Genomic DNA, 664 nt, shown 5'->3' on the forward strand with positions numbered 1-664 from the left:
AGGTTAGGGCGGAAGAGTGGGGGGAGGCGGGAGCAGGGCACGCAGCGGCGGGGGGAGAGAGGGAGAGGCGGGATGGGGAGTTGGGGAAGCGAGTGAGGACGGGCAGCACCGGTAGGAACGAGACGGGTGGTTCGAGGGGGGATGGGAGGAGTGAGGCGGGGGTGAAAGATAGGACGAGTTCGTAAGGGCGGGACAGATAAGGAGGAATAGGACGAGGTAGAGAGCACGGAGTCGCGAGGGGGGAGGGGGGGGGCGAGGGGTTGGCGAGGGGGGGGGGGGTCAAAGCGCGAGAGCTGGGGTAGCGGGCGGGCGGGGGGGAGGCGGGGTAGAAGGGGGCGGGAGGGGAGTGGCGTGCGTAGGGTTGGACCGCGCGGGGGGGACTGCGGGGGCAGGAGGGCCAGGCGGGTCGCGACGTGGGGGGGGAGGGGCGCGCGCTGGGGGCGGGGAAGGAGGGCAGGGGGGAGAGGGTGTGGGAGGGCGATAGCGCCGCGGCGGACGACGTCGGCCGCGCGGTGCGGAGCGCGCGCGGCGGCTTGGGGGGATGGTCGGCGTTGAGCCTCGACGAGCGTTGCGGCGTGGTGGGCCGATTCGCGGCGGTCGGGACTGAACGCAAGGAAGCGCTGGCCGAAGCAATCGGCCGCGAAACCGGCAAGCCGCTGTGGGA

Annotated in this window: 1 protein-coding gene; it reads left to right on the forward strand. The window is 73.2% G+C overall.

The features are described from left to right. Nucleotides 1-413: 413 nt before the first annotated feature. The coding region (locus tag A6V37_RS02095) for an aldehyde dehydrogenase family protein (RefSeq protein WP_157447842.1) at nt 414-664 on the forward strand (251 nt) is incomplete at its 3' end.

Origin of the sequence: Paraburkholderia ginsengiterrae, from assembly GCF_001645125.1 — a bacterium.
In the GTDB taxonomy this organism is placed as follows: domain Bacteria; phylum Pseudomonadota; class Gammaproteobacteria; order Burkholderiales; family Burkholderiaceae; genus Paraburkholderia; species Paraburkholderia ginsengiterrae.